Source organism: Erysipelothrix enhydrae (assembly GCF_035066605.1).
In the GTDB taxonomy this organism is placed as follows: Bacteria; Bacillota_I; Bacilli_A; order Erysipelotrichales; family Erysipelotrichaceae; genus Erysipelothrix; species Erysipelothrix amsterdamensis.
On sequence record NZ_CP125807.1, the window covers coordinates 300306 to 325913 of the forward strand.

The 25608-nt window shown below is 36.0% G+C and carries 24 protein-coding genes and 2 tRNA genes; 4 read left to right on the forward strand and 22 right to left on the reverse strand.

Translation table 11 applies throughout. From position 1 onward, the window contains the following. Positions 1-140 precede the first annotated feature (140 nt). The 4 genes from LLS04_RS01625 to LLS04_RS01640 are packed head-to-tail and all read left to right on the forward strand — an operon-like array spanning position 141 to position 3677. The gene (locus tag LLS04_RS01625; RefSeq protein WP_323611567.1) at positions 141-1103 is read left to right on the forward strand and encodes an ABC transporter permease; all 963 of its coding nucleotides are present in this window, start codon (positions 141-143) and stop codon (positions 1101-1103) included. Further along, the gene (locus LLS04_RS01630) at positions 1093-2007 is read left to right on the forward strand and encodes an iron chelate uptake ABC transporter family permease subunit (RefSeq protein ID WP_323611568.1); all 915 of its coding nucleotides are present in this window, start codon (positions 1093-1095) and stop codon (positions 2005-2007) included. Before LLS04_RS01625 ends, LLS04_RS01630 begins: the two co-directional genes overlap by 11 nt. Next, positions 2000-2773 (forward strand): ATP-binding cassette domain-containing protein, encoded by a 774-nt coding sequence (locus LLS04_RS01635; RefSeq protein ID WP_323611569.1) that lies wholly within the window; start codon positions 2000-2002, stop codon positions 2771-2773. The genes LLS04_RS01630 and LLS04_RS01635 overlap by 8 nt, the downstream gene beginning before the upstream one ends. Continuing rightward, on the forward strand, positions 2763-3677 hold the full coding sequence (locus LLS04_RS01640; RefSeq protein WP_323611570.1) for a siderophore ABC transporter substrate-binding protein: 915 nt from the start codon (positions 2763-2765) through the stop codon (positions 3675-3677). Before LLS04_RS01635 ends, LLS04_RS01640 begins: the two co-directional genes overlap by 11 nt. 570 nt (positions 3678-4247) lie before the next feature. On the opposite strand, the gene LLS04_RS01645 is transcribed toward LLS04_RS01640, so the two are convergent. From LLS04_RS01645 to LLS04_RS01750, 22 genes are all read right to left on the reverse strand, one after another. After that, positions 4248-4838 (reverse strand): ABC transporter ATP-binding protein, encoded by a 591-nt coding sequence (locus LLS04_RS01645; protein WP_323611571.1) that lies wholly within the window; start codon positions 4836-4838, stop codon positions 4248-4250. A 525-nt stretch (positions 4839-5363) separates the two neighbouring features. Continuing rightward, positions 5364-6149 (reverse strand): hypothetical protein, encoded by a 786-nt coding sequence (locus LLS04_RS01650; protein ID WP_323611573.1) that lies wholly within the window; start codon positions 6147-6149, stop codon positions 5364-5366. A 236-nt stretch (positions 6150-6385) separates the two neighbouring features. Then, entirely contained in the window at positions 6386-7366 is a 981-nt protein-coding gene (locus tag LLS04_RS01655) for an ArsR/SmtB family transcription factor (RefSeq protein ID WP_323611575.1), read from the reverse strand. A gap of 11 nt (positions 7367-7377) precedes the next feature. Continuing rightward, positions 7378-9111 carry an ABC transporter ATP-binding protein gene (locus tag LLS04_RS01660; RefSeq protein ID WP_323611577.1) on the reverse strand — a complete coding sequence of 578 codons (1734 nt, stop codon included), beginning with the start codon at positions 9109-9111 and terminating at the stop codon, positions 7378-7380. Continuing rightward, the gene (locus tag LLS04_RS01665; RefSeq protein ID WP_323611578.1) at positions 9095-10816 is read right to left on the reverse strand and encodes an ABC transporter ATP-binding protein; all 1722 of its coding nucleotides are present in this window, start codon (positions 10814-10816) and stop codon (positions 9095-9097) included. Before LLS04_RS01665 ends, LLS04_RS01660 begins: the two co-directional genes overlap by 17 nt. A gap of 132 nt (positions 10817-10948) precedes the next feature. Next, the gene (locus LLS04_RS01670) at positions 10949-11752 is read right to left on the reverse strand and encodes a hypothetical protein (RefSeq protein ID WP_323611579.1); all 804 of its coding nucleotides are present in this window, start codon (positions 11750-11752) and stop codon (positions 10949-10951) included. A 101-nt stretch (positions 11753-11853) separates the two neighbouring features. Next, on the reverse strand, positions 11854-12543 hold the full coding sequence (locus LLS04_RS01675) for a pseudouridine synthase (RefSeq protein WP_275164114.1): 690 nt from the start codon (positions 12541-12543) through the stop codon (positions 11854-11856). Positions 12544-12623: 80 nt separating this feature from the next. Beyond that, positions 12624-14390, reverse strand: coding sequence for a lantibiotic ABC transporter permease (locus tag LLS04_RS01680; protein ID WP_323611581.1), 1767 nt, complete (start codon positions 14388-14390; stop codon positions 12624-12626). A gap of 92 nt (positions 14391-14482) precedes the next feature. Next, positions 14483-15337 (reverse strand): ABC transporter ATP-binding protein, encoded by an 855-nt coding sequence (locus tag LLS04_RS01685; protein WP_323611582.1) that lies wholly within the window; start codon positions 15335-15337, stop codon positions 14483-14485. Further along, positions 15318-16355: a hypothetical protein gene (locus tag LLS04_RS01690; RefSeq protein WP_323611583.1), complete on the reverse strand. Its 1038-nt coding sequence runs from the start codon at positions 16353-16355 to the stop codon at positions 15318-15320. The genes LLS04_RS01685 and LLS04_RS01690 overlap by 20 nt, the downstream gene beginning before the upstream one ends. Positions 16356-16584: 229 nt before the next feature. Next, positions 16585-17277 carry an ATP-binding cassette domain-containing protein gene (locus LLS04_RS01695; RefSeq protein WP_323611584.1) on the reverse strand — a complete coding sequence of 231 codons (693 nt, stop codon included), beginning with the start codon at positions 17275-17277 and terminating at the stop codon, positions 16585-16587. After that, positions 17278-18780: a bacteriocin transporter gene (locus LLS04_RS01700; RefSeq protein ID WP_323611585.1), complete on the reverse strand. Its 1503-nt coding sequence runs from the start codon at positions 18778-18780 to the stop codon at positions 17278-17280. It lies immediately after the preceding gene. A gap of 168 nt (positions 18781-18948) precedes the next feature. After that, a complete protein-coding gene (locus LLS04_RS01705; RefSeq protein ID WP_323611586.1) occupies positions 18949-19419 on the reverse strand; it encodes a hypothetical protein in 471 nt (156 codons plus the stop codon). Between the two features lie 172 nt (positions 19420-19591). Further along, a tRNA-Arg gene (locus tag LLS04_RS01710) sits at positions 19592-19667 on the reverse strand. A gap of 67 nt (positions 19668-19734) precedes the next feature. Continuing rightward, positions 19735-20667, reverse strand: coding sequence for an alpha/beta hydrolase (locus LLS04_RS01715; protein WP_323611587.1), 933 nt, complete (start codon positions 20665-20667; stop codon positions 19735-19737). Between the two features lie 137 nt (positions 20668-20804). Continuing rightward, positions 20805-21314 carry a hypothetical protein gene (locus tag LLS04_RS01720; protein ID WP_323611588.1) on the reverse strand — a complete coding sequence of 170 codons (510 nt, stop codon included), beginning with the start codon at positions 21312-21314 and terminating at the stop codon, positions 20805-20807. Beyond that, positions 21308-21955 (reverse strand): ATP-binding cassette domain-containing protein, encoded by a 648-nt coding sequence (locus LLS04_RS01725; RefSeq protein WP_254006861.1) that lies wholly within the window; start codon positions 21953-21955, stop codon positions 21308-21310. The genes LLS04_RS01720 and LLS04_RS01725 overlap by 7 nt, the downstream gene beginning before the upstream one ends. Next, positions 21942-22529, reverse strand: a complete 588-nt coding sequence (locus LLS04_RS01730) for a hypothetical protein (protein WP_323611590.1) — start codon at positions 22527-22529, stop codon at positions 21942-21944. Before LLS04_RS01730 ends, LLS04_RS01725 begins: the two co-directional genes overlap by 14 nt. A 98-nt stretch (positions 22530-22627) precedes the next feature. After that, complete coding sequence (locus LLS04_RS01735) at positions 22628-23230, reverse strand: hypothetical protein (RefSeq protein ID WP_323611591.1); 603 nt, start codon at positions 23228-23230, stop codon at positions 22628-22630. Continuing rightward, positions 23217-24125: a hypothetical protein gene (locus LLS04_RS01740; protein WP_323611592.1), complete on the reverse strand. Its 909-nt coding sequence runs from the start codon at positions 24123-24125 to the stop codon at positions 23217-23219. The genes LLS04_RS01735 and LLS04_RS01740 overlap by 14 nt, the downstream gene beginning before the upstream one ends. A gap of 306 nt (positions 24126-24431) precedes the next feature. Beyond that, positions 24432-24507 (reverse strand) — tRNA-Val (locus LLS04_RS01745). 96 nt (positions 24508-24603) lie between these two features. Continuing rightward, positions 24604-25599: an SIS domain-containing protein gene (locus LLS04_RS01750; RefSeq protein WP_123171107.1), complete on the reverse strand. Its 996-nt coding sequence runs from the start codon at positions 25597-25599 to the stop codon at positions 24604-24606. Positions 25600-25608: the final 9 nt, after the last annotated feature.

Consider the following 25608-nt stretch of genomic DNA (forward strand, 5'->3'; position numbering starts at 1 on the left):
GAAAACGTCATTTTTAATCAGAACAAGAGCTGAATATCGAGAGTTTGTGAAAAAAGAGCCAAACTTAATTAATGTTTTGCTTGTGTGTTCTAAAGCACTTCCATACACTAAAAGGGCAGTAACAGAAAGGAATCGAGAATATGTTTATTCGTTTTACGCTTAAAGATCGACACACCACATGGGCTGTAATGATCTTGTTTGTTTTAAGTTTTGGATCCTTATTTGTAGGCGTCTTGCCCTTGTCTTTTAACGCCTTGATTACAGGGAGTGGTGATGCGTGGTCGATTCTGCTTACAAGCCGTCTTCCCCGTCTTTGCGCGATTATTCTTACCGGTAGCTCATTAGCCATTTCGGGCATGATCATGCAAAAGGTGACGCGTAACCGATTTGTGTCTCCCTCAACCGCTGTTACGATGGATGCAGCCCGGATGGGAATTCTCATTGCTTTGATTGTCTTTCCAGGGGCATCATTACTGCATAAGACTTTGCTTGCCTATGGCTTTGCGATTTTAGGTACCGCCCTTTTTCTGAGGCTTTTACGTCTAATTCCCTTAAAGAATGTGGTCTTTATTCCCCTGCTTGGGATTATGGTCGGAACCATGATTGAATCGATCACCACCTTTTTAGCCCTTAAGTTTGATTTAATGCAAGCATTAGGAGGGATGATGACGGGATCGTTTACCCAAATTATTGCAGGGCGTTATGAGTTGCTTTTTACGTCCGTTCCGCTGTTATTGTGTGCATTATTTGCCGCCCGTAAATTTGATATTCTATCACTGGGTGATGATTTTGCGCGTAATCTTGGCTTAAAACCTAAGTCCGTAATGAACCTTGCATTGGTACTCGTATCGCTGCTTACCGCTTCAGTCGTAGTGACGGTGGGAACATTGCCTTTTATAGGCCTGATTGTCCCCAATATGGTTGCCATGCGTTATGGTTCATCCAACTCATTTTTACTGTGTGGGCTTTATGGTTCATGCCTGGTCTTAGTATGTGATCTCATTGCACGCATCGTAATCTTCCCCTACGAACTTCCCGTAGGATTTATATTGGGAATTATTGGGTCTTTAGGATTTCTAGGGATGATCCGCCATGAATTATAAAAAAATCTTAGGATGGATTGCCTTTATCTGTGCTGTTTATTATTTGGGGAGTGGCTTAAACAGCGCATATATCTTTCAGCGACGATGCGTTCAAATCCTCACCCTATGCATCACTTCTTATTTGGTTAATCTAAGCACAACGTTATTCCAAAGGCTAACCCACAACCGCATTGTCTCTCCAGCTTTATTGGGTTTTGAACGCATGTACCTTTTGATTCAGATCGGGTGTCTTATGATTCTAAACAATCCAATGCTCAATCCACTTATCGCCTTATTCACCATGTCAATCATCGGCCTCATAATCTACCCAAAAATCTTAAAACGATGTGGAAATGACATCTATCTGTTGCTTCTAATTGGGACAATCTTTTCAACCTTAATGGGTGCACTGTCCACAACCTTACAAATGATGATGGACCCCCTGGAATTCAGTATCCTTCAAAGTCAAAACTTTGTATCCTTTAATGCCATCCAACCACAATTTTTAGGTATTTCCGTGTTGCTTACGCTTCTCATCATCGGCATCTATAACCACAAACGCCACCAGTTTGATGTTTTAGTCCTTGGGGATGATACTGCACAAAGTTTGGGTCTGGATGTCCCTTTGGTCCACAAGGAAGTCTTATTTCTTGTCATTCTCTCAAGTTCCCTTGTCACAAGTCTTGTCGGACCACTGACCTTTCTTGGTCTACTGACCAGCAATTTAGCCCAAGAACTGTGTCCAAATGCTAAGACAAAACCGATTATCATCACCGGAACGCTTCTAGCCTTTATACTGCTTCTCGGATCCCAACTTATCTTTGAACGTCTTTTTAATTTCACCGGAACCATCACCGTTTTTATTAATTTGATTGGCTCGTTCACACTTATTATTTTTATGATTAAGGAGCGTAAACATGATTAAAACAGAAAGCCTTACTAAAACCTATGGGAGCCTTAATGCTTTAGAGAACTGTGCAATCACAATTCAAAAAGGTGCTATGACCGCCATTCTTGGCGAAAATGGATCGGGCAAATCAACCTTACTCAATCTGATTGGACGATTATCCCATCCCTCATCAGGGAAAACATATCTTAACGACAACGATATCCAAACCTTCAAAGCCATTGATTTTGCGAAACACGTTTCGATTTTAAAACAACGCAATCACCATAACTTGAATTTAAGTGTCTACGATCTTGTATCCTACGGTCGTTACCCCCATAATCCACGTCACCTTACGGATGAAGATCACCAAATTGTGAGGACATGTCTTCAAGACATGGAATGTTGGGATTTTAAAGACCAATCCATCCAAACCCTTTCTGGAGGTCAGCTTCAGCGTGTCTATATCGCGATGGTCTTAGCTCAAGATACCGAAATAATTCTTTTGGATGAACCGTTAAATAATTTGGACTTAAAACATGCCCATGAATTCATGCAATGCATGAACCATTTCGTAAGCCATCGCAATAAAACCATCGTCATGATTATGCACGATGTAAATATGGTATATCGGTATTGTGATGCGGTTGTTTGTTTAAAAGATGGGGAATGCATTGCGCATGGCGCTGTCGATTCAACGCTAACACAACCCATCCTAAAACAGCTTTATGATTTAGACTTTACAATTTTCACCCATAACACAATCAAACAATGTTGTGTAGAAACGAGGAACTATGAACTTTAAAACATTAATCGTGTGCTTTGCCCTCATCTTCGTGACGGGATGTACACCTCAAAAAACAAAAGATACCACCCTTTCCATTACACATAAATTAGGAACAACCGAGGCTAACGAAAACCCACAGAACGTATTTGTCTTTGATATGGGAATCATTGATATGATGGAATCCTATGATTTACCAATTTCCGGGGTCCCTACTGCCTCCTTAACGACAACACTGAAGTCGAAGTTGGATTCAAACCTCACCGATATTGGCACCCTTTTTGAGCCCAATTATGAACGCATGAGCGAAGCCCAGCCAGATCTGATTATTATATCCGGTCGCAGTGCGAAACATTACGAAGCCCTCTCAAAAATTGCCCCTACGATCCATATGGGAAGAGACAGCCATCCTGATGGCTTAATCGCATCGATGAAGGCAAATACTGAGATACTTCATCAACTCTACCCAGGTCGTGATCTTGAAGGCTTGATGACTGATTTAGAAAGTCAGGTAGATGCATTCAAGAATGAAGCACAAAAACAAACGGGCACCTTACTTTTCTTAATGGCCAATGGTAATGAGATTAAAGCCTTCGGACCTGAAAGTCGATATGATCATGTGTACCGTGATTTCGGATTTACGCCCGTTTCCAAACAATTTGATGTCTCAACCCATGGTTCTACCCTCTCCTTTGAACAAATCCAAGACCTTAACCCTGACTTTATCCTTGTAATGGATCGCTCCCGGGTAACCGGTGGTGAAGGAAATGCGGAAGTCTTGATGGACAATGCCTTTGTGAAAGCAACGCGAGCTTACCAAAATGGCCATATCATCTATGTGGATCCTGAAGTTTGGTACCTAACCGAAGGGGGAACAACCGCAGTTTTATCCATGATTGAATCATTAAAGCCTCTATTACCGTAAAAAACACACTCTAGAAGTGTGTTTTTTGCTTAGAATTCATGTTTCACAAACAACAATGTGTGAACACTGAACGAAATCCTTGGTTAATTTTGTAATTACAAATGAATTGATTCCCTTTAAATAAGTCTATAAGCAATCATCGCTACTAAAGACACAAAAAAAGTAATGTGTGAATTTTTCTTGTTATAAAGAAACATGATTCCAAAAAGACAAAGTAATAAGTAGTATTCTAAATGTCTGAAAACACCTAAAGAATCTGCTTGAACAAAATAAATAAAAAGCGAATTGGTCGTATAAATTGTTATGATTGAGAATATTAATTTTTCAAATATAAAATAATAATACTTCTCTTTTTTTCTGATTTTAATATTTGTCTCAACATCCAAATATGGAGTCAAGAAATCAAATACATATAGAATATTAAAAATAGAAACTAATAGAGAAGCGCAAAGTTTCATTAATGTGAAATTACTCGAAGGAATTTTAAAAATAAGGTGTTCAATCTGACTACTCTCTACGATATTTTTTGTTATACAAGACAATATTAATAATAGGTTAAGTAAGAAAAATCTATATTTTTTCCAATTTACCATTTACGAGCTCTAATTTCTTATCAAAATTTATGTCTTCTATTTCATCATGTGAACAAATTATGATTGTTTTCGCCTTCATATTACTGATTATATTTGTGAAACTTAAAATAGATTCATCATCGAGACCTCGTGTTGGCTCGTCAAGAAGAATAAGATCTTGATCTTCCATGATTGCCTGAATTAGACCCGCTTTCTGTCTCATCCCAACACTATAATTTTTCATTTTGATTTTACTATCAATCTCTAAATCAAAAGCGTCTGCTAATTCTTTTACATATTCATAATTAAAATTTGATTTTATATTAAATAAAAATTTGAGGTTTTTTAATAATGTTTGGTCTTCTATAAAAGAGGGATTTTCAATAAGAGCCCCTATATTTTTATAATTTGTTTTTATACTGCCACCATCCGCTTTTAGTATTCCAGATATAATTTTTAATAAAGTTGATTTACCGCATCCGTTTTTACCTTTTATATAAATGATTGAATGATCGTTTAGTTCTAAATTTAGATTTTCTAAAACAGTTAAATCCTTATAGCTTTTTTTTATATTTTCTAATATTAACATAGGTTACTCCTTTTTATAAAACTGACATAAACACAACGTGAAATCCAAAAGTTAACAAAAAACTTAAGAGCGAAACAAATAAAAAATATCGATTATTAAAATAAATTACGAAGGATAAGAGTAAAGATATACTGTAGTACAGTAAAAGTAGTGACAAGATATAGATAAATAAAATTGTGAGAAATTCAAATTTAACAAAAAATATTACGGGTATTATATGTGCTAGCGTACCATAGAAAAAAATTAAAAAAATAGTCCTTTGTAACCTTATCGATAATTCGCGATCATTTACACGAGCCAACAGAAAAATTTTTGTTTTTGAGATTTTATAAACTATAGTAAAACCAATTATTAGACATACAACATTTAAACTCATCCAATAAAAATTATGATTCAACAAAACAGCGATAGCACGCGCTCCTGAATTATAAATAAGAGCGTATTCAATTATATTTAGAATTGTAAATATAAACAACAAGATATACTGTTTCTTTGAAACACACGAAAGTATTTTTCTATTTGGGTTCATCCTTCTGTTTCTCTCTTTTTAACAGTTATAACATAAAAAAGAATCGCTATTAAAAGGTAAAGAACAACAGAAGCAAGAAATATGTTAAGTCTGTTTGCTCCCGATGAGAAGTTGCCAACTGTTGGAAGATTTCCTATAACAAAGCCATAGAAATACATTGATAAGTTCTTCAATGCACTTAATTTATTCGTAAATGGAATGATAAAAACTCCAACTATAAAAATAGTTGTGATAGAAATTAATGGACTTAGTGCAGTATATAAGTATTTATTTTTTATATAATAAATTAAACTGCTTAAAAAGACACAATAAACTGTGGTTCCGATAATTGAAAGTAAAAAATAAACAAAGAAATTAATCGTATTATGCGTGCTAAACGGTAACATTTGCGTTAATGTCGGATCATTGACTTCAAAGGTCAGTGGAGATTTGATAAATATAATGATTAATAGTAACGAAATTTGTTGTAACAACGAAATAAAAAGAGTTCGCTTTATTACGTTTTTGATCTTGCTCGAATAATACTTAAAATATCCAGTTCTTAATATTACTAAATCATCAAATTTATTTTGTGTGATGAGATATTCGAAATTTAGAGCATATATGCTCTCTAAACTAATTATTATTAAATAATAAACAAAAAAGAATCCTGGATTTGTTATTGTATAATAATAGAAAGAAGCATCGAAATTAAATATTTCTTGCTTTAAAACAAAAATAACTTGGACTACAATTATTGGTAACATAATTGATAGTAAATTTTTTTTACTTGATTTGTACATTTTTTCCCCCGTATTAATAATAAGTTTATCATTCTAGACAATGCTGTACAACGCATTATTTGTTGATTTGCTTGTTGTTTTTGTAAGTATTTATTGTGTTTTTGATACACTACTAGAGTATTCTCATCAAATTATTAACTCAAATCATTTTGTATCTATACAATGTCTATATCCCTGATTGAATCATTAGATCCTCTATTTCCGTAAAAAAACACACTCTAAGAGTGTGTTTTTGTTTAAAGTTCCAATTCGTGTTCCACAAACACCAACAATTCTCGAACCCTGTCTTTCGCAATATTATAATAAACCCGTTTATTGCTGCTGGGTTCACATTGAATCAACCCATCATTTAATAATTCTTGGATGTGATAGGAAATGGTTGCGGGTGTTAAATCAAGCAGGGTCGCGAGTTCCTTTCCGTATTTTTGTCCATGATTCAAGGCTTTTAAAATCGCAAATTTACTTGGATCACCCATACTTTTCATCATCTTACATGCATTTTTATCGCTGAGTTGATTTCGATTTAAAAATGCTTCTGTCATCGTAATTCCCAAATACGTTACATCCACAAATGAATTATTAGCCATCACACTTGGATAAATAATCCCCTCATGATCATCCCAAACAATTCCAAACGTATCACGAAGATATTCAATATAAGTATTTGACTCAAGACGCGCGGTCCACTCTTGGTTTAAGATCTCAATTTCTTGATCAAACACCGATAACATTTGTTTCAGCGGTTTTGAAAGGTCTGTCACAATACCTTTAAACTCGTGATACAGCACATCAGCGGACTCGACCATACTTACTAATGCCCACTTTTCAGAATAACTTAACGATGCATGATTGATTACCTGGAAAATCTCTTCATGACGCGTGGATCCTTCACTAAAAAATGCTTTTAAAATATCTTCAATGGTTTCGACCAATAAAGCCTCAATCTCGTTTTGATTACGTGTTTGGATTTCAAGAAAACATTTAAAGGGAATATAGTACAGTTGTGCTTTTTCATTGCCAAGTAATTCAAGAATTTCAGTTGCATGGGGGTAATCTTTTTGAACTTGAAGCATCGATGCTTCACACCCTTTATAAATTGAATCAATGCGATCATGAATCGCATGAGCATCCTCTGCATAAGGGGCCTCTTGGGTCAAAAAACGTCGAAACATTACATAAGCTTCAAATTCATAATTTAGTTTTTTCTCAAATTTCATCGTAAACTCCTTTAAATATGTTGGGACTGCACAAAGCGTTCATAGACACCGTGCTCTGTTAACAGTGAATCATGGGTTCCCATTTCCACAATCACACCCTGATTTAATACAATAATTTTATCAGCATCTCGAATGGTGCTCAATCGATGTGCCGCAATAAGAATTGTTTTTTCGTTTTGGATGTTTGCGATGGCTTTTTGAATCAGTTGTTCTGACTCACTGTCCAATGCGGATGTTGGTTCATCCATAATGAGAATGGGTGCTTCACTTATTAGTGCACGTGCAATCGCGATGCGTTGACGTTGTCCCCCTGAAAGCATTCCACCTTGTTCGCCCACATGTGTATCATACCCTTGGGGAAGCGATACAATAAAATCATGGATTGCGGCTTTGTGTGCGGCTGCCTCAATCATCGCATCACTGACAATGCCTTTACTGCCTAGACGAATGTTTTCTCGGATGGTGGTGTTGAACAAGGGGGATTCTTGTTGGACATAACAAATTTGATTTCGGACACTTTGCAGAGAATAATCTTGCACATCCTTTCCATCCAACAAAATCCGCCCCTGTTCGGGTTTATAAAAGCCAAGAAGTAATTGAAAAATGGTTGACTTCCCACTTCCCGATTCTCCCACAAACGCCACCTTAGATTGTGGACTGATCGTAAAATCAACAGACTTTAAAATGGTATGATCTGGTTGATATCCAAATTGAACCTGATCAAAGGTAATTAAATCATGACCCTTCCCAAGACTTAGGTCTGGTCTATCAATACGACCCTCTTCACATTCCATGTCCAACATCGTTAAGATGCGATCCGCAGATGTTTGAACTTCCAAAATATAGTTCCAAGCAACACCAAAGTTTCCAAACATATATCCAATAGATGCCTGTAATGGTAACAACAACATTACCTTCGCAAATTCAAAATCAGTGGTCCGTGCTAAGTAAAAGCCAGTTCCCACAAACAATATTTTACCCAAAGCCCCAAATCCATCATTCCACATAGTAACTCGATGCTTTTTAACTTCCGCATTTATGAGGGCCTTTGCATGCGCTTGGTTTAATTCACGATAATCATCCACCACCGTATTCTGTGCATTATACAAACGCACCATTGTTTCATTCGCAATAATATCAGAGACTTGATTGGTTGCTTTGTTTTGAAAGTTTCGTGCTGATACGTAATCGTTTTGAATTGCGTCTGCATACCGTGTTGCCACCCATACACTTACAATTCCCAGCACAACCGCAATCACCCCAAATCGTACATCCACAAAGAATGTTGTGATTAAAGCTGCAAGACCACCCACAGTAGGATGAATAAACATGTAATTGAATGCTTGGAAATAATAATTATTAATGACATCCGCATCACTGGTTAATAAGGTCATCATATCTCCGGTATGTGAAGCACGAATTGTTGCTTCTTTTTGACGTAAGATATGATGAATCATGTGTTCTTTGAGACGTTTCTCTGCGTTTAATCCCCCCATGAGATTTCCCGTTTGTCCCATTACAAGAAGTGGAAACATAAGGAGGAATAGACCGGTTATTGTGAGGAGGATTTGTAAATCAAAAGTTCCTGCTGTAGCTTGTTCGATGGAAATCTGCGTCATCTTTCCAAACGTAAAGTTAAGGCCAAAATTTGCGAGACTGGCAACACAACCGCCTAGAATTGCGCCAACAAACGCCCAAGAACCAATTTTGGATATTCGTCGCATGGTTTTAAATACGTTTGTCATGATGATCACCTCCATTTTGTATTGCGATTAAGCTTGCATAGATTCCGTCTTGAGCCATCAGTTCATGATGCGTTCCACTCGCAACAACCGCCCCTTGATCCATCACAATAATGCGATCACAATTGCGTAAGGTTGCAAGACGATGCGCAATAATCAGTTGCGTACGTTCTGTCGTATCCATAACATGCTGGATGAGCTGTTCTGTTTCCACATCTAAAGCCGAAGTTGCTTCATCAAACAACAAGACATCACTCTTTTTAAGCAGTGCTCGTGCAATCGACAAGCGTTGACGTTGTCCCCCGGACAAACGGTTTCCCTTTTCGCCAACAATAAAGTCCAAACCGTTTTGATCCACAAAGTCTGAGAGATGAACGTGATCCAGCACCTCATGAAGTTGCTTATCCGATACCATCTGATTGCCATACTGAAGATTTTGACGAATGCTTTGATTCATCAATTCACTATTTTGAAATACAACCGCCAAGTCATTACGTAAGGCTTGTTTATCCCAATCTTGAATCGAAATCCCTTTATAATAAACCGCCCCGGATTGAGGCGTATACAGTCCTAACAGGAGCTTCATCAGCGTTGATTTCCCTGAACCACTGGTTCCCGCAACACCGACGTGTTCCTGATCATAAATCTCAAGATTGAAGCCCTTTAATACGAGAGTATCCGTATTTGGATATCCAAAAGATACATCTTTAAAAGCAATAACAGGATCGCTATCCTCTGCTCCCACCGCATTTCCGAACGATTCTTTCGCAGCATCCCAAATTGGATAAATTCGTTCCGTTGAAACCAATAATTGCGGAATGTTTTGAACCATATTCGCAATAACATTAAATTCATTTGAAATCAGTTGAACTAAAAGAAAGGCGCTGACAAGTTGACCCAATTCGAGCTCACCGTGTGCGATAAGATAGGTTCCACCAATACCAATGAGGAAATTAGGAAGCATGGCAAAGACTGAAAATGGAAATTGCAGTAAGTAGAGGGAACGGATTCCGTAGATTCCCTTATCCCGTGAATCCACCAGTGCTTTTTCGACCCATGAAGCAACCGTATCATACAAACCAAAGGTTCTTATGGTCGTTCGGTTATTCATGACATCCTGTGTGAGGGCGTTGGTTTTACCCATAGCCGTTTTCCATGGAAGGATGAAATCACTGGATTTTTGAGAAGCATAACGTTGAATGATAAAAGCCAGTGGAAGGGGAATAAAATACAAGATTAATAAACGCACATCAATACGAAGAATCCCAAAGGATAAGATTATTAAAAGTACAACCGCTTTGGATAAGGTGGCACTTAAATTTGTTGCGGAAACAATGCTGGAAACATCATTTTCAAGCCGTCCAATGAGATCACCTTGTTCCAGTTGTGAACTGACACGATAATCACTTTCCAAAATGCAATCAACTGTTTTTGTTTTAAATTGACTGCGCATTGTTTCAATCACTTGAGTTTGATATTTTTGAGCCTGATAAGTCATCAAAACCGCAAGGAGGGTAAGACAACCAAACCCTATTAAGCTGGCTTGAGTTTGAGTAAAATCACGCAGTAATATCGATTGGGTTAGTGCTCCAAAATATTGCGATGCCATTAATTCCATGGCTCCAATTAATACGAAACTACCAAGGAGTACCACATATCGATTGAAACGATTGCTTTCGCGCCATGCGCGTTTTAATTTATGGATCATAAACCATCCTCCCACACTTAGTTATATCATCGTCTAATGTTATGTTAGATAAACATTAACACAAGTGGTCTTTTCAGTCAACAAATATCTAACATCGTGTTAGATATTAATGAGAACCATAAAAAAAGAGTCTTACGACTCTTTGACTTGGATACGATCTAAATTAATAACTCCGGCATTTTTTAAGATTTGATACATCTCTTCGGAAACATTTTCCAGATCCACATAATAGAGATAGACTTGATACTGCGTTTCGTTGACACCATCAGAAGCTTCAATTTTAAGCAGTGTCGCCTCTTTCACAGGTGTTTTTGAAGCATTGAATTGAATCTCAATATCGTGATCAAATCGCGTGTCCGTAACACGCAACTCCCCTTCATCACCCCCTGTTTGGACCGCAATACGCGCACCACTTTCAACTTCTTTATCATCCAAAAGACACGTTACTTTGGGTGGAATTGTATCAACGGCTTTACAGACTTTCTCGAAGGTTGCTTCTTCACCATTTGAAAACGATGCGATAAAGCGCATTTCTAAATCACCAACAACAGGAATTTCATCCCCGTTATCCAACAAGTCTATAATTCCCTTATCATCAAAGCCTTCTGGAAATGGATAGGGAATGTTATGCATTGTTGTATACAACTGGATTTGTTCTTGTCGGATGGTCTCTGGATCCACAATCTTACCATCTTTCAAAAACTCAACGTGATACGTTCCAAAATTACTCTTCTCGAGATCGATCGCATCTTGTAGTGCGGCATTACTTAAGTAAGTGTATTGTTCTAATTGCGCATTATCTTTAAATACGATTGTTGGTTTGGCTGGTTTTGTTAGTTGATATACAAAGACAATAATTACCAGAATCAAAACAACCGCAACTGAACCAACATATCTGAACTTTTTCACTTTGTCTGAACGTTTTAATGGTTCCATATCAATGCTCCTTTCAAGTTTATAAACTCATATTACATTAATCGTAGTACCTTTTAATTCAAAAAGATACCCAAATCACATAAGACTCATCATATTACCACTTATTTGATAAATAAGTTTATTTCTTCTTCTGATAAATCTCGATATGAACCAGGTTGTAAAGATGAATCCAGTTCCAACGCACCAATCTTAATGCGTTTTAGATACGTAACTTCATTATCGCAGGCATGCATCATGCGTTTCACTTGATGGTATTTTCCTTCACCGATTGTTAAGTGGATGGCGCGTTCCCCCACAACCTCAACTTGAGCAGGCTTCAAGAGTTCATCCCCTAACATCATCCCTTTTTCTAATTCCTCACAAAAGCGCAGGTCAAACGGTTTATTCAACTCAACATAATATTGTTTATGAACATTACTTTTACTGTGCGCAACACGATGTGAAAACTGGCCATCGTTTGTAATTAAGAGTAACCCTTCCGTATCCGCATCCAAGCGACCGACAAAAACCAAATCACGATGATACGATTCGATGAGTTCTAAAACAGAGGGATACATTTCAGGATTATGTTCACAAATATATCCAGCCGGCTTGTTCATCATAAAGTAAATATCCTTCTGGTACGATACACTTTCCCCTTGAACAAAGACTTCATCCTTTTCAAGGTTTAAAACCATACCTGCATCCCGTACCACATCGTGGTTTACCGTAACCATACCCTTTTTCACAAGAATCTTTACATCTTTTCGTGTTCCAAATCCATTATGAGCTAAAAATTTATCCAATCGCATATCTCATCCTCATTTCAATATCTTCTATTATATCGTATTCTCTAGAATTACGGATGAATTTTAAAAAGATTATAAATCACTTAAAGGCTATCATTAAATACATTCCTTTGGATTAAATACATCAGATTTCCAATGCGTCCGATACCATAACTCATGAGCGTCAACATAACCCACACTAAAACAATGCCTGTTTTTAACGTGACCGGAATCGATGTAATGAGGAGGTCTTTCATTGTATTTGAAAAATCTACATTTAAGACCTTGGTAATTTTTAGAATATGCATCGCAATCATTGTGAAACTCATTATCATTGAATCAATCAAGAGTGAATATCTATGGGTCTTTCGATAGTTCTTCAATCCCGTTTTACTTACATGAATAAATCCTTCATTACGGCGGTCATAAATAAGGTGGTATTGTTGATAGCCTAAGAAAAACATTGGGACCAGTAAAACACCCATAAAAATAAGACGATAGAAGACTTGGTTCTTCATAACGATGAGTGAGGCACCACGATTATCAATCATGGTATCAACACCCAACATCTGTGCCTGTTTCAGTTCTTCATCAAATCGGAGTGCATTTGAAATTTCATGGGCACGTTTAAATACCGCGTCATGCTCCACATAGAGATCATGAGCGCGCTCAGGTTCCCGTTCAATCATTATTTGAATCTTTTCTTTTTCTCTTACAGCTTCTTGAATTATCTCAAGTGCTTGGTTATGTCTTATGATACTTGAATCATCAATGGGGCCAAGATAATTTTGTTTATAAAGTTGATAAGACTGTTCATTTGACGTCGTACTGATCGAAAAGGTTTTAATATTATAGATACCAAACATTAGTACAAAAACAAGAATTATTAACCCATAAGAACTTATCCAAAGTTGATACATGCTATGAACAATTCGATGTGTACTTCGAATCGGAATTCCCACCCCCTTATGCTTACGGATTGGTCCACGCTTTACGTAGCACTCATATGAAACAATGCCCAAAATTCCAGTCAGAACTACACTAAAAAGAAGTAAATTATAAGGGTAATCGCCTTTATCTTGGACAACCATATAGTAAATATTATAAAACTTAAGGAAGCCATATTTTGAATGAATCGGAATCATTGCATATTGCATGCCTTGCGCAAAGAAAACACTTAATCCTGCGATTACTGTAAGAAGTGTATTTCGCGTAAGGGTCATAAAAATTAAAGTTAACAGTAAAAGCATTAGGGTCACTACAAAAATTGAGATATACCTAAACATTGAATAGTGAAACACACTTCCCATAAGCCAAACATGTTTGAAATAGGGAATGCTGTGAATGGATGCCTTTGAAAACCCCAATCTAAACCCATCAAATAATATTAGAAGGCCCATCACAACGAAGAGTAACCCCGTTAGTACCACCATTTTTGAACGAAATAATTTTGAAAGACCTCTTTGTGTTGGCTGATAAATCTCAAGTGTCCCTTCTAAAAGATCTTCTCCAAAGAGTAAGGAGAGTAAATAAAAACCAAAGAGCAGCATCACAATCTTAGGCGTTGGACTGCGTAAAATTAGTTCATGGCGTTGGATGTTTATAAATTCAACGGGTTCAAGTTTGAGCTTCTCATAAAAATCATGTTCCTTATTCAATTTATGAACATCTTTGGGATCTTCAAAAAGGCCAGTCTCACGTTTGTCATTGATTTCTTGAAGCTCTTGATCAATGTTTTCATGATAACCTGATATGTATTTAATCTGTTCTTCAAAATACATTGTGGCATCATCGACTGAATCATTTGTGAACAAGTCGGTATGCTTAGAATATTCCTTATAAAGTGCATCATACGCACTTGTAGATTTCAAATAAACCCTATTTAAAGAGACAAAGGCTAAAACAATCACCACGAGCATTCGAAAATTCATGCGCATTTTTAGATTTTTGAGTTCAAGATGGATCATGATAGTGCGTACAGGTAAAGATCCTCGATTGTTGGATTAACCTTTACCCCTTCAATGTCATCACTAAAATGGCGAATTCTTACCTGTTCCCCAATGCGAATGTTATTGATAATTTTATGTTCTTGAGCAAAACGTTTATACGCCTCAAAAGATAGCGTGGATTCAAAGACACGCATCTTTAAAATAAGTTTATCCGGTGTATCAAATTCAATGATATTTCCTTTTTGAAGAAGCATTATTTTATCGGCTATATATTCGATATCGGATATAATATGCGTTGCAATCAAAACAATTTTATCACCAGAAAGTTCCATGATTACATTTCTTAGATTGCTCCGTTCAACAGGATCAAGACCAGCGGTTGGTTCATCCAAGATTAAAACTGCGGGGTCATTCAACATCGCTTGCGCAAGCAAGACCCGTTGTTTCATCCCACCGGAAAGAGAACTTAATTTTTGATGTTTCTTTGTTTCCAAATTAAAACGCGTCAAAAGATCTTCAATCCGCAATCTCGCTAAATCATTTGGAATCGCCTTTAGGGATGCGATATAGAAGAGAAAATGCTCGACAGTCATCTGTGCAGGTAACGATTGATTTTGAGGCATATAACCCAAAAGACTTCGAAATACGGTGTAATCTTTTATCAATTCTCCATTAAAAGATACTGTTCCCGAATCTGCTTTTATCAAGGTTGCAAGTATTTTAATTAAAGTGCTCTTCCCTGCACCATTATGCCCAACAAGCCCATAAATCCCGTTCTCCATATCAAAGCTAAGATTATTCACAGCTTTCGTAGCGCCATAAGCCTTATTTAAATTCCTTACTTCCAACCTATTTAACAAGATAATCACACTCCTTCATCGCCAAATCGCATATAAAGTGAGCTTCCTGTGATTTCCCGAAAACATAACGATCATCCACGACGCGTAACATCAGTGAAAAATCACTACGCGTAAACATCGCGCGCTCCGGTCCGAGAGATGTGATTGTCTCAGCGGGTACTACGCTACTGATCAAGGTTCCATTATGATCATACTGTTCATATGCTTGTATGCCATCAAGACTTGAAGTATAGAAATAATCTTTATTTGCATACATAATAATTTTATTATCAAGTCTAATTTCGTGATCATTCTTTGAAAAAACAGCCGTGACGCGAGCGTTTTCTAAAGAAGTGTTTGAATCATCTGTTGTCCGATGGATCTCATAATAAAGTCGCATGGTCTCCTCTTCATAAACGGTCAACGGTTCTTCTGGAATTCTCAATTGCCCTTTATCAATGAAGAATTGATATGTCTGTATGGATTCAGGATACAGATTACGTTCAATTAGTTTAAAATGATGGTCATAAACTTCAATAATGGATTCCCCGGTTACTTCATCTTCAAAAAGAACATAGATGAAGCCTGAATCAATTCGAAAACGAAGCGGTAAGGTTTCAAAGCGGAGAACTTCTTCATAAGCTTCCCCTTTGCGATTCAAGCGTCCAAGCGAATAAGCACTTCCACCATCGGCACTCATTCGCGCGAAAAGTCCATAAAGATAATCCCCATAATAAATTAAGTCGCTATCTTGCACAAAACTCTCAAAGTAGCGTGTATAGGATACCCGATCATTTTCAACTTCTTGGTCATCCGCAAAGGACATCCCGGTTAATCGTGCTACTTTTTGTCGGTTGATATTATAGTAATAAAGCGATGCATTCTCGACAAAATACACATCGTGATCCGTTTTAGCAATGGATGATTCGATTAAAAGCGTTGATAAATCAAACGGCTGAATCTGAATTGAATCTGAACCTAATGTTGTCCCACAACCCGATAACGGAAGCAATAATCCCACGCATAAAAGCTTTTTTATTTTGAACATAGTTCCCCCCCTTGGTACGTTCTTTCTAACTTTATAATAGCATTTACACATAAAATGTAAACGCTATCTAGATATTTTTAACACGAAGTCAAAAACAGCGTATTCATCCTCCCGATTCACCCTTGATTTGTATCCACAAAAAAAATCTCAAGTTCAAATCTCGAGATTTTTTCACGAACACTATTATTAATCACTTTAAATTGAAGGTCTTATTAGATTCCATGCCGCCTCAAAATGATGTCGCTCCGGATTTTTTATTGATTGAAAAACCTGGTTCACCATCATTACTTTCTAGGACTAAGTGTGTATCTGCCAGTGTCATAAGATAGGAATCATGAGTAACAATCACTACTGTCTTCCCTTCATCCTTCAACATCATCAATAATTCTATGATTTTATCTCTGTTTCGCTCATCTAAACTCCCTGTCGGCTCGTCACACAAGACAAGTTCACAAGGTTTTAAAAGGATTCGTGCAAGTGCGATACGCTGTTGTTCTCCCCCGGAACATTGATAAACAATTTTATCTTTAAATCCATCGAGACCTACTTTTTTTAGGACCTCACTCACCTTTTCTTTTTTGTTCTTTAGCTTAACGTTCTCTAAAGCTAACATTAAATTATACTCGACGGATTTGTTCTCGACGAGCGCAAAATTTTGAAAAAGATAACCGATTTTTGTGCGTAATAATGTCGTTGCTTCTTTAGAAAACGGTTTAGGATTTGCTTTTCCAAACAAGGTCACTGTGCCTTCGTCTGGCGTATCCAGGAGTCCAATAATATTTAATAATGTACTTTTACCACTTCCTGATGGGCCTGAGATTACAATAACTTCATGAGATGGCATTTCTAGATTAATTTCAGTTAAGATTGGTATATCGTTAAACTGTTTAGAAATCCCTTCTAACTTTATAATTGATTCCATTTAGTCATCTCCTTTTAAAATTGTAGACACTTCCGTCGATTCATATTTTCTTATGCTCACCTTAATGGTGATCCATTCCAACATTAATGTCACGACAAATATTCCTAATAATACCGCAGCAATTGCTTTGTCTCCTGATGCCTGGTAGAGAAGATATGTAAAAGCAGCAATTGTTGAAAAGACTGATCCGTTAATGAGCACTGCATAGCGATTGTAATAATTCGTCCCATTGAGATATCTAACGGCAATTTCTTTGCTATAGCCATCAACATAGATTTTAATTGATGTATAGTTTATTATTAGTAGTATTAAAAAATACAGTCCAATCAATTGCAAACAAACTAAATAATCATTTTTCACTTCAAAAATACTTAATTCATAGATATCTCGCGATTTCACAACTTTATAGCTCGCATCATATTCTTGATCCATACGTTCCAAGATCTTTGTAAGGCTATTGGAATCTCCGTTGTATAACAAGCTCACAGTAAAGTTATCAATCCCTCTTGAGTAAACATTATCTACAAAGTAAATAGGATCATTTATGGTCCCTGCTGGAATGGATATCGTTCTATTGGCGGATACATAAGTTGAATTTGATTGAATATAAAAAATTTCATAGTTACTCATATATGGCTCTAAGTAATTATAATAAGTATTAACTCGTTCCTTAGAAACCAAGATATAATTTTTATCTTTTGATAACATTTTAGGATTTAACATTCGATTTGTTTCGTCAGTGATATTAATATAATCTAAATATGCATTATTAATGTGAACGGATGGCGGTACAAATTCAGCCATCGATACTTCACTGTTCCCGTTTTGATTTCGTTTTAGGTCGTTGAGGTAGAAATCATATGCATCATGATTTGCGTATGCAATATCATTTTGGGTTACGAGTTCAAACAAATCTTTCTCATAATCCTTGTAATCGTTGTCCTCAGGAGATTTTGAAGCATAAGCAATGCGCTTAGAATTTAAAACCATTGGATTTTCTGTCAATGAATTTATATGGGCCTGTTTGTAATCAATGTTTTGAATTCGAGTAAAAACAGGAATAAGAAGAATAACTATGGATAGACCTTTCAAAATAAGCGTTAACATATATATTGGTACAATTGACATGCTCGATTTTAAAATTTCATTAGACGTTCGTTTAACAATCAAAAAGTATGTAACGAATAAACATCCTAAGATACTAAAAACATAAATAAGAACAAATGGAATCAGTTTTACTAAAAACATAAATAGTAACGTTCCATAAGAATCCGAGATGACAAAGGCTGTACAAAAAATCGTAAAAGCGAATAGAATTGATAGACCTATAATGTCTTTTAAAAATAATTTTTTTATAATTTGTATTGTTGACTGTCCTTGCAAATAACGTATCCCGATTTCCTTACCATTTTTAAGTACTGTAAGTACCATTAACATAAGAACGCTGATCGCAGCAACAACAGTAGCCGGCTGTAATTCTCTATCCACACTTACATCATTCATTTGTCCTAACTCATATACAAAAATTTCGGAAGGGTCATTCATATAATTATAAACTTGAAAATAATCAACGATCGTCTCTTGTATCTGTGTTGAATATTCGTCAACAAAAATTGTAACTAAAGTTTGAATACCACTTGATGGATAGTATTCTTCTATTTTGGACAAGGGTTAGATTGAAATGGGATCTTTATAAGTTGAATCAAAATCATAGAAACGATGATCAAGATAATCAATTAAATAACTTAGTTTTTTGAGGTGATTATTAGATATAACCCAATCGTCATTAACAAAAAAACTTTCCTTTAATCTCCCTTCTTTCACGATTATGTGGCTTAAGAGTTCCGATTCATTACCACTTATAAAATAATACACACCGTTTTCTTGATTAGTATAATCCCCCTCAGAAGTTGTAATCGCAACATCGTACTCGTATTTTTCTTCGAAAGTTCGAACGTCTTCGATCAAATCATTAATCGAACGATTCACTGCACTCGGAGTAATATTAATATAGTAAGGTTTTAAATTTTCTCTAAGACTTTGGTCCGTACCTAAAATCCTGAGTCCTACCTGGTACTCATAATTGAATACTTGAAAGCTGCTTGTAGTAATTAAGATTGCTAACAATATCGTAAAAACCATATTTATTTTTTTGATAAGAAGGCCGCCCTTTCCTTAAATGTACCATAAACGCACACCGATTCATATTATAGTTATGTGTAGATTAATCCCTCTAAAGCTGAAGAACCTAATGATTTTAACGAAAGAAAAAAGTCTCAAGATAATATCTTGAGACTCTTAATTAATTATAAATTGGTACGCCCGACAGGAATCGAACCTGCAACCTTTTGAACCGGAATCAAACGCGCTATCCCTTGCGCCACGGACGCATATCAATGCATGGATATAATACCATAGAATTGATATTTTAAAAAGAGCGTATTTCATTCTTTAAGGTTAAGAATTATTTGGTGTTTGACTTAAATAACGAGTTAGAAATGACTCAATGGATTTTTTGTAAAATACAGGATCTTTTTCATAACTCTCTGCATGATTTGCCCCTTTTATTACGATCTTTTCTTTGGGACCAGGATGTGCTTGGTATAAGGTATCCAACATCTCATAAGGTACAAAGTCATCTGCATCCCCATGAATGAATAACGTAGGCAACGTGCTTCGTTTTAAAGACTCGACTGCAGATGCTTCATAGAAATTAAAGCCTGCTTTGACTTGCGTAATCATACTTGTAATTGGAATCATTGGAAAGGCGGGTAGATTATACATATCTTTGAGTTTATAAGACAGTTGATGCGCAACACTGGTATAACCGCAATCTTCAATAACAGCCATGACATTGTCTGGGAGATCAAGACCACTTGCCATCATTACCGTGGATGCTCCCATACTAAGACCAAATAATGCGATTCGAGAATCTTCACCATTTTGATTTATGATTTTTTGGACCCAAGCTTCAATATCAAATCGCTCTGGCCAACCAAATCCAATAAGGTTTCCCTCGCTTTCACCATGTGATCGTGCATCCGGTGCGAGCACATTAAATCCCATCTCATGGAACAGTCGGATATAATGACCCACACGGTCTTTGTTATTGCCATAACCGTGTGCAACTAATATTGTATCTTTCGTTTCTGTTTTCGCAGGAACATACCACGCTTTAAGTTTCAATCCGGAATCACTGACAAGTTCTTGAGACGTTTTATTCACCGATTTTAACCATTCTTGATCGGGCTTCCATATAGCTTTCACATCCGCGTCTATAAAATCTTTATCCCCCGGGATCGATGCAAGTTTAAAGAAGTACCCACCCGCAAAACCAAGTAGTACCACCAATATACCTGCAACGATTATTAATTTTCTTAAATGTTTCATTGTCACCTCATATACTTTGACACTCAAAGTAATAAAAGAATAACATAGATTATTAAGTTTGTAAATCTATAAAAAACAGAACCTTAACAACAGGTTCTGTGAAAAATTGCAGGATTCAAATCAATTAAAACAATGCATTATTGATCTAAAAAATCTAAAGCGGTTGGTTCTAGATAAAAATTTTGACCGTAAGCGTGGATGTCGGTGGCTGGATAATCACTCGGATTTGACTCTAAAATACACACTCTTAAAAAATGACGATCAAAATCGAGGTAAATAAAATCTGATTCATAACTTGTATCATTGTATTCAGCCTCAAAATAGTATCCAAAACCTGGTTTCTCAATCAATGGCACTTCTTCAGATTTTACAATTTCAAGAATTTCATCTTCCTCGCTATCCATCACTACTTGATAAATTGTGGCGTTATTGTGATCGCCAAGCGTTAAATAATATTGAGTATAACGATCGGAATAGGATTTAATTACCGGATCTTTATAGTTATCATTAAAAATAAATGCGGAATTTCTAATTTCCTTTAACACTTCTTCATTTAATGACAATGTCGGTTCTTCTTGATGTGTACATCCAACAAGAATGAGTGTTATAAGTAACGAAAAAATGAGAACCCGTCTTTTCATTAACATTCCGATTCACCTTTGATGAGTCTTAGTTTTTTATCATCAATTTCATATACAACATCGGCAATTTCAAAAACTTCTTCCCCATGATTGGTAAAAACAAGGGTACATCCTGTCTCTTCAACATATTCATCCAACATTTCTATCACAATTTTTTTACTTAATCGATCCAGTCCATCAAAGGGTTCATCAAGGATTAAGTAATCAGGACGTTCCATTAAAGCTTGAATCAATCTCATTTTTTGTTTCATTCCTAAGGAATACGTTTTATATTTCTTAGATAACTCCGCTTCAAAATTAACCTTTTTAGCGAGAAGGATAATATCCGCTTCATTCACACATCTTCGAATGCGTGCAATTTCACGGAGGTTTTCCAGTCCTGTTAATGAACCAATAAACTCTGGTGCATTAATACTTACACCGCCATTGGGTACAAAATCGATATCCTGCTGCAATTTCTTCCCATCAATCACAATACTCCCTGATGTTGGGACAGAGTAGCCGACGATGAGTTTCAATAACACACTCTTACCACTACCGTTTGGACCTACGATGGCGGTCTTTTTTCCTTCTCTTATATTAATATTGACATCTTCAAAAAGAAGTAGGTCTTTAAACTTTTTAGAAACGCCATTAAATTGAATCATAATAAATACTCCTTTTTAAAATAAGTATGGAACCTCCGAAGGCAATTAAAACAAATACGAAAGCTAGAATCATTCGCATCAATTCAAGTTCTAATTCACCAACAAAAGAAACAATACTTATTGAACTGTAATAATCAATTGATATCATAATCATAATCATAAAATATGGAAAAATTGATGTAACCAAATTCTCACTGAACCGGATACTGATTGCTTCAAATAACAGTCCAATCGCTAGCATTAGACTTGTTAATCGGGTGAGATAAAGTATGATTACAAACATCGTAGTTAATGTACTCTTATAGACTAAAGTCATGAAAACAAAAAATATAAAGGTCATGACCATCATCTTAATTGCATTCAAAACATGATACTTCGCTAGAACTGTATAAGACGTGATTATATTCTTCCGATAAAGTAAGAGACCATAAAATGATTGTAAGTCTTTAAATTCCCTTAAAACGGTATTCATTAATGTAATTGTAATTAACGTAAACACAATGACATTTTGAATGCTTGCTTGATCAATGCCGTACAAAGGAAAACTTTCAAAGTTTAAATATAATACATTCATAAGATCGCTCAATGTTATGACTCCATGCGGCCCAGGGAATATTTGGAGTAAAGAGATTATAATTCCAAGTATCAAGGTGATAAAATAAATCAATACGGTCATAATTCTAAATCCTCCATTTTTAAGTAGAAGACTAACATCAACAAGAATACATAGGGTAGATAGTTTAAAATAATCAACCCACAATTTAAGCCTTCTAAATGATAAAAAAAGTAGAACGGATTCATGGGATTATCCAATATTGGCATATAGTAACTTGTAGAGGAAAGAATTAACAGAAATTCCACAAAACTTGTTATGGGTAACTTTGAGCCAAGACGTAAAAGTTTTACGAGCACTTCCGATATCCCTAACACTACCACCAGCACCATTATTTTCAGAAAATAATAAAAATCGAAACCCGAATAAAAATAGATTGATAGGATTAGATAAAATAGAACTAAACTAAAATAAAGCACTGAAGCATGATACACAGCGTTCCCAATTGTTTTTAAAGCAAAATTTATTTTTGAGCCATATCGATGTACCGTCATCATCTCACAATCTTCTTTTATATAGATCGAAAAGTACAAGACAACCGTACCAATAACAAAATATATATCATTGAAAAGATTTTGGAATGACGCTGCATTACCGATCAAAAATATAAAGCTAATATACATGATATAGCCTGCAAATGCTGCTTTTTTAACTAATCTCAAGATGCTTACCTCGCGTCTTATGGTTAAATAATACATAACCTAAAATAAGGGGCATTGAGTTTGTGATAAAAAGCAGTATTGTGGGCGCTGTATTGTAATCACTAATCGAAAAAATAGTGGATGGCGCAAACAACATGGCAATTGGAAACTTATCAATTGTTCCCACAGAAACCAGAGGAAACATAAGAACCGAGAGACCAAAATAATAAATTAAGAGCCCAAACACCACCGTACTCTTTTTAGTTGAGAAGAGCGCAATCGATGTTGATAAATAGGCTAAAACAAATGGAATGAGTAAATACTTTACAATCCCCAGTAAAAAATAATAAAACTTGAGGTGTTGATAGTAAAATTTATTTCCCAGTACATCTAAAAATAAATCCGTGTGAATTGTGTATCCGTCAAATCGTCCTCCGCTTATAAATAGAATAAGTAGGTAATATAAAACGTATGCGCTAAAAATTGAACCCGCCACGCTTATCGCGATTCTTAACTGTTCATTGCGAATAAAGTTACGATATTTTTTTACACGGTATGATTTTAAAACATTACAACTGGTTTGGTTTTGATACATTATTAATCCCGCAAATGAAGCAAGTAAAGGAACCACGATTTGGAAAAGTGACAGAGCCCTTGTTAAGTTCGCTTCAAAACTTGAATACTTCAATGCATTATGGAGTTCAATTGAAGTATATTTGATAAATGTGATCTCACTGCTGTCTGAGAAGAAAATCCCGACATCAGAATTAAATAAACTTTCGTTACTATTTTGGAAATACGAAACGATGATTTGATAGATATCCAATTCATTTAAGAACATAAATCCAAATAAAAATAGTGATACACAAAAAAGCAAAACATAATACCGAAATTCATTTCTTCTCTTAATAAACATTCCCCACCCACTTATCCAAATTCTATTTACATCCATTTCCCCAAAAAATGATGCGCTATTTATTACCGAGTTTACTCATGTTTTTCTAAAAAACAAAAGCTTAGCGGTTTCATTATAGTCATAAAAGGAGCCGTAAGTCAAAAATGAACCTACAAAGGTGCATTTAATTTTGAGTTAAACTGTTCATGGATTTCCTTGTTTTCTATTTTTATTTGCCCTGAAATTAGACGCATTCCCCACACTCAAAATCCACAGATGAGAAAGCATAAAAAAACCACCCTCGTCGTGGGTGATCCAGAATAAAAATGGTGGAGGTTAACGGGCTCGAACCGCTGACCCTCTGCTTGTAAGGCAGATGCTCTCCCAACTGAGCTAAACCTCCATGGAAGATAAGTCTAACATATGTATAAGCGAATAACAATGTGTTTGAACTGAAAATTTAAGAAAGAAAACCCACTTGTTTAAAGTGGGTTTTCGCTTAATAATCCAATTGTCGGTAATAACGACGAATTTCTGTAGGATGACAGTTTATTTTCTCAATATGAGCATCAATACGGCGGTTAACCGCCATCATTACAAGATGACAAATGTGACCGCGATATTTTTCACTGATCCCTTTCAGTTCATAATCTTTACTATCAATGACTTCATAGTTTGCGCATATACGCGGAATAAAATCGACAACACGTGTTGATAATGGACGAGATGTATCTTCTCCTACGAAGATCGTTACAGGGGTGTCACGTTCTACAATCTCAAACATACCATGGAAGAATTCAGGTGCTGTAATTGATTTTGTAGGAAGCCAATGTTGTTCTTCCCAATAACACATTGCATAGGAGTACGTTGCACCCCATTGATTCCCTGCACCCACAAAGTAATGCATGGCATCATCGTGATGACGTTTCGCATAAGCTTCTCCAAATGCATCGGCTTTGATTTCCACATCAACAAGTGCTTCAGGTAAGTATTGATCAAATTCTTGATACATTGCTTCATAATCATCAAAATCACCCTTACGTTGCATTAAACGATCCATAAACATAAAGAACTTAAGTTGTTCATTCAGACCGTAAGAGATGGTGTAATCACCCAGTTCCGCAAGGATTGAATTGGGTTCATCGACGAATGCGACAATCGTACACCCAACTTCTTTTAAAACCTTAACCGCGGCCACAACCTCTTGTGTTGTCCCAGTTACAGAAGAATAAACAATAATTGAATCTTTTGTAATGTTCTTATTCCCGGTTACTAAGTATTCCGCAGCATGTTCTACATAAATTGGCAGTGTACTCATCTCTTTTACGTGATGAGCAACTTGGAGTGCAGAAGCATAAGTTCCTCCAATCCCTACAAAATAGATACCGTTATAACCTTTATCATGAATTGCATCAGCAACCTTTTCAATTTCAGGTCGAAGGGCTAATCCCCCTTTAAAACTCGCTAATTGCTTTTCTTTATCAAATTTTAACATACGTTTCTC

Bases quoted from the DNA above. Each gene is read 5' to 3' on its own strand.
- LLS04_RS01655 (WP_323611575.1), bottom strand. From the start codon at position 7,366: ATGAAATTTGAGAAAAAACTAAATTATGAATTTGAAGCTTATGTAATG.
- LLS04_RS01695 (WP_323611584.1), bottom strand. From the start codon at position 17,277: ATGGAATCAATTATAAAGTTAGAAGGGATTTCTAAACAGTTTAACGAT.
- LLS04_RS01660 (WP_323611577.1), bottom strand. From the start codon at position 9,111: ATGACAAACGTATTTAAAACCATGCGACGAATATCCAAAATTGGTTCT.
- LLS04_RS01740 (WP_323611592.1), bottom strand. From the start codon at position 24,125: ATGTTTATTAAGAGAAGAAATGAATTTCGGTATTATGTTTTGCTTTTT.
- LLS04_RS01730 (WP_323611590.1), bottom strand. From the start codon at position 22,529: ATGAATGTATTATATTTAAACTTTGAAAGTTTTCCTTTGTACGGCATT.
- LLS04_RS01750 (WP_123171107.1), bottom strand. From the start codon at position 25,599: ATGTTAAAATTTGATAAAGAAAAGCAATTAGCGAGTTTTAAAGGGGGA.
- LLS04_RS01630 (WP_323611568.1), top strand. From the start codon at position 1,093: ATGAATTATAAAAAAATCTTAGGATGGATTGCCTTTATCTGTGCTGTT.
- LLS04_RS01725 (WP_254006861.1), bottom strand. From the start codon at position 21,955: ATGATTCAATTTAATGGCGTTTCTAAAAAGTTTAAAGACCTACTTCTT.
- LLS04_RS01650 (WP_323611573.1), bottom strand. From the start codon at position 6,149: ATGTACAAATCAAGTAAAAAAAATTTACTATCAATTATGTTACCAATA.
- LLS04_RS01675 (WP_275164114.1), bottom strand. From the start codon at position 12,543: ATGCGATTGGATAAATTTTTAGCTCATAATGGATTTGGAACACGAAAA.
- LLS04_RS01720 (WP_323611588.1), bottom strand. From the start codon at position 21,314: ATGTTAATGAAAAGACGGGTTCTCATTTTTTCGTTACTTATAACACTC.
- LLS04_RS01625 (WP_323611567.1), top strand. From the start codon at position 141: ATGTTTATTCGTTTTACGCTTAAAGATCGACACACCACATGGGCTGTA.
- LLS04_RS01670 (WP_323611579.1), bottom strand. From the start codon at position 11,752: ATGGAACCATTAAAACGTTCAGACAAAGTGAAAAAGTTCAGATATGTT.
- LLS04_RS01665 (WP_323611578.1), bottom strand. From the start codon at position 10,816: ATGATCCATAAATTAAAACGCGCATGGCGCGAAAGCAATCGTTTCAAT.
- LLS04_RS01635 (WP_323611569.1), top strand. From the start codon at position 2,000: ATGATTAAAACAGAAAGCCTTACTAAAACCTATGGGAGCCTTAATGCT.
- LLS04_RS01715 (WP_323611587.1), bottom strand. From the start codon at position 20,667: ATGAAACATTTAAGAAAATTAATAATCGTTGCAGGTATATTGGTGGTA.
- LLS04_RS01645 (WP_323611571.1), bottom strand. From the start codon at position 4,838: ATGTTAATATTAGAAAATATAAAAAAAAGCTATAAGGATTTAACTGTT.
- LLS04_RS01640 (WP_323611570.1), top strand. From the start codon at position 2,763: ATGAACTTTAAAACATTAATCGTGTGCTTTGCCCTCATCTTCGTGACG.
- LLS04_RS01700 (WP_323611585.1), bottom strand. From the start codon at position 18,780: ATGAATGATGTAAGTGTGGATAGAGAATTACAGCCGGCTACTGTTGTT.
- LLS04_RS01705 (WP_323611586.1), bottom strand. From the start codon at position 19,419: ATGGTTTTTACGATATTGTTAGCAATCTTAATTACTACAAGCAGCTTT.
- LLS04_RS01690 (WP_323611583.1), bottom strand. From the start codon at position 16,355: ATGTTCAAAATAAAAAAGCTTTTATGCGTGGGATTATTGCTTCCGTTA.